The sequence below is a fragment of the Polymorphobacter sp. genome, from assembly GCF_051860865.1.
Taxonomy (GTDB): Bacteria; Pseudomonadota; Alphaproteobacteria; order Sphingomonadales; family Sphingomonadaceae; genus Sandarakinorhabdus.
The window spans coordinates 39,543-45,063 of the sequence record NZ_JBIMKZ010000019.1; the positions used below are offsets into that span (position 1 = coordinate 39,543).

General features: G+C 72.1%; 6 protein-coding genes. All 6 read left to right on the forward strand.

What is annotated here, in order from left to right; translation table 11 throughout:
* Nucleotides 1-433: helix-turn-helix domain-containing protein (locus ACTIFJ_RS05490; RefSeq protein WP_439533089.1), on the forward strand; the 433-nt coding region annotated here is incomplete at its 5' end.
* Nucleotides 434-739, forward strand: a complete 306-nt coding sequence (gene fliE / locus ACTIFJ_RS05495; RefSeq protein ID WP_439533090.1) for a flagellar hook-basal body complex protein FliE — start codon at nucleotides 434-436, stop codon at nucleotides 737-739.
* 33 nt (nucleotides 740-772) lie between these two features.
* Nucleotides 773-2,473, forward strand: a complete 1,701-nt coding sequence (fliF, locus tag ACTIFJ_RS05500) for a flagellar basal-body MS-ring/collar protein FliF (protein WP_439533091.1) — start codon at nucleotides 773-775, stop codon at nucleotides 2,471-2,473.
* The gene (locus ACTIFJ_RS05505) at nucleotides 2,473-3,507 is read left to right on the forward strand and encodes a flagellar motor switch protein FliG (RefSeq protein WP_439533092.1); all 1,035 of its coding nucleotides are present in this window, start codon (nucleotides 2,473-2,475) and stop codon (nucleotides 3,505-3,507) included. Before fliF ends, ACTIFJ_RS05505 begins: the two co-directional genes overlap by 1 nt.
* Nucleotide 3,508: 1 nt before the next feature.
* Nucleotides 3,509-4,114 (forward strand): hypothetical protein, encoded by a 606-nt coding sequence (locus ACTIFJ_RS05510; protein WP_439533093.1) that lies wholly within the window; start codon nucleotides 3,509-3,511, stop codon nucleotides 4,112-4,114.
* A complete protein-coding gene (locus ACTIFJ_RS05515) occupies nucleotides 4,111-5,427 on the forward strand; it encodes a FliI/YscN family ATPase (protein ID WP_439533094.1) in 1,317 nt (438 codons plus the stop codon). The genes ACTIFJ_RS05510 and ACTIFJ_RS05515 overlap by 4 nt, the downstream gene beginning before the upstream one ends.
* The last annotated feature ends 94 nt before the right edge of the window (nucleotides 5,428-5,521 follow it).

Below are 5,521 nucleotides of genomic sequence, written 5' to 3' on the forward strand. Positions count from 1 at the left end.
GATTCCGCTTCTCACTCCAGAGGCGCTGGCGCGGCTGGAGGCGCATCGCTGGCCCGGCAATGTCCGCGAGCTGGGCAACGTTCTCGACCGCGCCTTGGTGCTCGTCGACTCGCCGATGATCGGACCGGAGGCGCTATGTTTCGATGTGGTGGCCCCGGCCGATCCGCTGACGACCGTGCCCCCGCCGGTGGCGACGGTGCCTACCCAGCCCTTGTCCGGCGTCGTTCGTGCCCAGGAGGACCGGGCCATCCGGCGGGTGCTGGCCGAGGCGCCGAGCCGTCGCGCTGCTGCCGCCCGGCTCGGGATCAGCGAGCGCACGCTGCGCTACAAGCTGGCCGGCATGGCTTCGCGCGCCTCGGCGAGCCTCGCCAACGGTATCGGGGGCGGCATCGGCGGCAGCATTGCCATGCCGTCCGGGCTGCGGCTGCAGTAGATGCTGCCGCCGGTGGATATCTCGTCGGTGATGTCGATGCGGGCGCGGGCCCAGCCGGCCGTCCCGCCGTCCGCCGAACCGACGTCGGTGCCCTTTGCTTCGGCGATGAGCGACGCGCTGAAGGCGGTGAGCGCCGTCCAGAACGAGGCCGGTGCTCAGTCCGCCGCCTATGAGCGTGGTGATACCCAGGATCTCGCGCAGGTGATGATTGCCCGCCAGAAGGCGAGCCTCGCCTTCGAGGCGACGCTGCAGGTCCGTAACCGGCTGCTCGGCGCCTACAAGGATGTGATGAGCATGCCGCTATGAGGCATCTCCCATGCTGCGAATGGGCCATGAGACATGGCTGAACCGGGGTTGGTGACCGTGCCGGCGTCGCCGCCGTCTGTCGCCGCATCTTTGCCGGCGCCGGCGGCACGGGCGGTGGCGCAACTGCAGGGACTGGCGGCCAACCCGCTGGTGGTGGCAGCGCGGCCGGCGATCATTGCGGCGCTGGTGCTGATGACGGCGCTGATCGGCTGGAGTGTTACCCGCCAACAGGATTGGCGGCCGCTTTATTCCGAGCTTTCGGACGGCGACAAGTCGGCCGTCATCGCCGCGCTGGAGGCCGGCAACTACAAGGTGCGGGTCAATCCCGATAGCGGCACCATCGAGGTCGGGTCTGGCGATGTCGCCGCCGCCCGCATCCTGCTTGCCGGCCAGGGCCTGCCCAAAGCAGCGCGCAGCCTCGATGCCGTCGGCGACATGCCGATGGGTCTTTCCCGCGCCGTCGAGGCGGCGCGGCTGAAGGGGGCGATGGCATCGGAACTGGCGGCGTCGATCGAATCGATCGATGGCGTCAAGCGGGCCACCGTCCATGTCGCGCTACCCGAGCCGAGCGTCTTCGTCCGCGACCGGGCGCCGGCCAGCGCCTCGGTGTTCGTGGCGCTGGCGCCGGGCCGGGTGCTCGGCGAGGCCCAGGTCCGCGCCATTGTCTGGCTGGTCAGCTCGAGCGTGGCCGGACTGGCCCCGGAACGGGTCAGCGTCGTCGACCAGTCGGGCGCGCTGCTGTCGGCGGGCGTGGCGGCCAGCGAGGCGGCGCAGCTCGGCTATCAGGCACGCGTCGAGGCGATGGTCCGCGAGCGGTTGAACACGCTGCTGACTCCGCTGATCGGCCAAGGCCGCTTCACCGCCGAAGTGACCGCCGATGTCGATTTTACGCGCAGCGAGTCGGCCTCCGAGCGGTTCGAGCGGGATGGCTCGGTGCTGCGCTCCGAACAGGCCAGCCGCAGCATGGAGGCCGCTCCCCCGCCGGCGCGCGGCATTCCCGGGGCGCTGAGCAACACCGCGCCGGCCGCCGCCCAGATTGCGGCGACGCCGCCGGCTGACACCGTCGCTGCGCCTGGCGCTACGCCGCAGATCACGGCCGAGACGACCAACCGGGCCTGGGAGATCGGCAAGGATGTGCGGGTCAGCCGGGGCGATGCGCCGCGCATCCGCCGGCTGTCGGTGGCCGTGGTCATCGACCGCTCGGCGATGCTGAAGGACGGCAAGCTGCCGCCCGGCGATGTCGCGGCGTTGCAGCGGCTGATCAGCGGCGCCATCGGTCGCGATCTGCAGCGCGGCGACCAGCTCGAGCTCGTGCTACGAGACTTTGTGGCGCCACAGGAAGAGCCCAGCAAGCCCTGGTTCGCCCCCGAGACGGTGCGTGACTACACGTTGCCGATCATTGCCGCCCTGCTGCTTCTTGCAGGGATCGGTTATGGCGGCTGGCGCTGGCGGGCGTCTCGCAAGGCGCGGGCAGTAGCGGCGAATGCGCCGCACGACGGTGGTACACTAACGGCCAGCAATGCCGAGCCGGAGGCGGCGAAGTCCGGCGAACCCACAGCCACGACCGAGACGGGCCCCGCCGCCGACAGCCCCGTGCCGCGCCTCGTCGACTATAGCGAGAAGCTCGACGCGACCCGCAGCCTCGTCAGCGGCGATACCGATCGCGCCACCGCCGTCGCCCGGCAGATGCTGGCGATCGACCTGGCGACACCCGACGAAGACGAGGCCGGCTGATGGCGCTTGCTGCCCTGCCGCTGCCGTCCGAGCCAGAGGCGGACCCCAGCGCTGCGCTGACCGGCGCGCAGAAATGCGCGATCCTGCTGCTTTTGCTTGAGGAAGCGCAGGCGGCGGAGCTGTTGCGGCGGATGTCGGCCGTCGAGGTGCGGGCCGTTGGCGAGGCGATGCTGACCGTGGCCGAGATTGCGCCGGCGGCGGTCGATGCGGTGCTCGATGAATTCCTGGCGCGCACGCGCGGCGTGCAGGCGCTTGATGTGCAGGGACGCGAGGCGCGGGCCCGGCTCAGCCTGGCGCTCGGCTCGCCGCGCGCCGAGCGGGTGATCGAGGAAATCGGGCCGCCGGCGGCCATCATACGCTTTGCCCAGCTCGACTGGCTCGACGCGGCAACCGTGGCCGAGCTGCTCGCCGGCGAGCATCCGCAGGCGGTGGCGGTGGTGCTGGCGCATCTACCCGAAGCGCGCGCCGCGCTGGTTCTCGACGGGTTGGCCGAGGCGGTGCAGGCCGATGTGGTGCAGCGGCTGGCGACGCTTGGCCCGGTGCCGCCGGCCGAGATCGGCGTGCTGGAGGCGGCGCTTGAGAGCCGGCTGGTGACGCTGACCCGGGCGCAGGGCAGTACCCGGCTGGCCGGGGCGGCGTTCACGGCGCGGCTGGTCACCCTCTCCAGCCAGCAGCAGATGCTGCTCGACGCGCTGGCGATCAGCGATCCGGCGCTGGCCGCCAGCATTGCCGAACAATCCTTCCTGTTCGAGGATCTTGCCAGGCTGGCGCCGCGCGAACTGCAGCTGGTGCTGCGCGAGCTCGACCAGGCGATGCTGGTGACCGCGCTCAAGGGCGCGGCGCCGCGGCTGCGCGAGTTGGTGCTGAGCGCCATGTCCAGCCGCGCCGCCGACCAGCTGCGCGATGAACTTGCCGAGAGCGGGCCGGTCAAGAAGGCTGATGTCGCCGCCGCCCAGTCGAACGTCTGCGCGCTGGTGCGCCGGCTCGGCGAGTCGGGCGCGATCATGATGCCGGGAGCCTCCGGCTATGTATGAGATGAAGATCATGCCCGACGCGAGCCGACACGGGCTTGCCGGGCTGCTGGCGGCGCTGCAGCCGCAGCCGCCGGTGCCGGAGGTGGTGCCGGCGCCCGAGCCGGCACACGATCCTGCGGTCATCCGCGCTGCCGAGGATGCGGCGCTGCGGGCCACGGCGCATGCGCACGGGTTGGCCGAGGGCCGGGCCGAGGCCGAGGCGGCGCTGGAGCCGGTATTGGCCCGGCTTCAGGCGGCGGCAGCGGCGTTTGAGGCGGCGTGCCGGATCGATGCCGATGCGCTACGGGCGCCGTTGGTGGCGCTTATACGGGGCCTGTGCGAGCGGGTGTTGGCGACCGAACTCGCGGCGTGCTCGGCCATCTTGCGGCCGCTGGTCGAAGTGGCGCTGGCGCAATTGCGACCCGGCGAGCCGGCGGTGCTGCGCGCGGCGCCTGAGGTGATCGCCACGCTCAACGATCATGCCGCCGATGTGCTGGCCGGACTGCAGCTCGAGGCCGAGCCGGAGATGGCCGATGCTGTTGAGCTGTCGGGGCCGGACTTCATTGTCGAGGTGTCGCTGCGGGATCGGCTCGATGCCGTGATTGCGGCGCTGGAGGGGCAGGCATGAGCGTGTCATCGGCCCTGGCGGCGCTGGTCGCTGAGCAGGCGGCAAGTGCCGTACAGTTGCCGGTGCAGCGGGGCGGGCGGGTCAGCGCCTTTGATGGCACCACGATCGAGGCCGTCGGATTGCAGGCGCTGGTCGGCGCACGGGCAAGGATTGGCGCCGGGCGGCAGGCGGCCGAGATCATTGGCTTCCGCGATGGCCGGGCGCTGCTGATGGGACTGTCGCCGCTTGTCGGCATCAGGCCGGGGGCCATCGTGCTCGGCGACGGCCTGCCCGCCGATGTCGGCGTCGGTGAAGCGCTGCTCGGCCGGGTCATCGATGGGCTCGGGCGGCCACTCGACGGGCTTGGCCCGGTGCGGACCGATGCCAGCCGGCCGCTGGCCGGCGAAGCCCCGGCGCCGGCGGCACGGGCGCGGGTGCGCACGCCGCTGGAGACCGGGGTGCGCGCCATCGACGGGCTGCTGACGCTCGGGCGCGGCCAGCGGGTCGGCATCATGGCCGGCACCGGGGTCGGCAAGTCGGTCCTGCTCGGCCAGATCGCGCGCTGGGCGGCCGCCGATGTCGTGGTGGTGGCGCTGATCGGCGAGCGGGGCCGCGAGATCACCGATTTCATCGAGACCGAGCTGTCCGGCCCGGCGCGGGCGCGGACGATCACGCTCGCGGTGCCGGCCGGCGATGCGCCGCTGCTGCGAGTGCGCGGCGCCGAGCGGGCCTTTGCCATTGCCGAGCATTTCCGGGACCAGGGCCGCCATGTGCTGCTGATCCTCGACAGCCTGTCCCGCGTCGTCCACGGCGCCCGCGAAGTGGCGCTGGCGCGCGGCGAGAACGCCGGCGGGCGTGGCTATCCGCCAAGCGCCATGGCCTTGATCGCCGCGCTCGCCGAGCGGGCCGGCGCCGTGCGTACCGGCGGCGCCATTACCGCGATCATGACCGTGCTGGCCGAGGCCGATGAAGGCGGCGATGCGGTCGTCGATGCGGCGCGCGGCGTGCTCGATGGCCATCTGCTGCTGAGCCGCAAGCTCGCCGGGCGCGGCGGCTTTCCGGCGATCGACCTTTCGGCCTCGGCCAGCCGGGTGATGACCGATGTTACCGACGCCGAGCATCTCGCCGCCGCCGCGCGTTTCCGCCGCTGGAACGCGCTGATCGAGGACAATCGAGATCTGGTGTTGATGGGCGCCTATGCGCCGGGCGCCGATCCGGAGCTGGATGCCGCGCTCGCTTTGTCGCCGCGGCTGGAGGCCTATCGCTGCCAGCCGCGCGGCGAGCGCGCCAGTGCCAGCCGGCAGGCGCTGCTGGCGCTGATGGGTGCGGCATGAGCGACCAGCCACTTGACCGGATCATCCGCGTCCGCCGCGTCCGCGCCCGCCAGGCCGCCGCCGCGCTCGGTCGCGTGCAGGCCCGCCAGCTGAG

Bases quoted from the DNA above. Each gene is read 5' to 3' on its own strand.
- ACTIFJ_RS05515 (WP_439533094.1), top strand. From the start codon at position 4,111: ATGAGCGTGTCATCGGCCCTGGCGGCGCTGGTCGCTGAGCAGGCGGCA.
- ACTIFJ_RS05505 (WP_439533092.1), top strand. From the start codon at position 2,473: ATGGCGCTTGCTGCCCTGCCGCTGCCGTCCGAGCCAGAGGCGGACCCC.
- ACTIFJ_RS05510 (WP_439533093.1), top strand. From the start codon at position 3,509: ATGAAGATCATGCCCGACGCGAGCCGACACGGGCTTGCCGGGCTGCTG.
- fliF (WP_439533091.1), top strand. From the start codon at position 773: ATGGCTGAACCGGGGTTGGTGACCGTGCCGGCGTCGCCGCCGTCTGTC.
- fliE (WP_439533090.1), top strand. From the start codon at position 434: ATGCTGCCGCCGGTGGATATCTCGTCGGTGATGTCGATGCGGGCGCGG.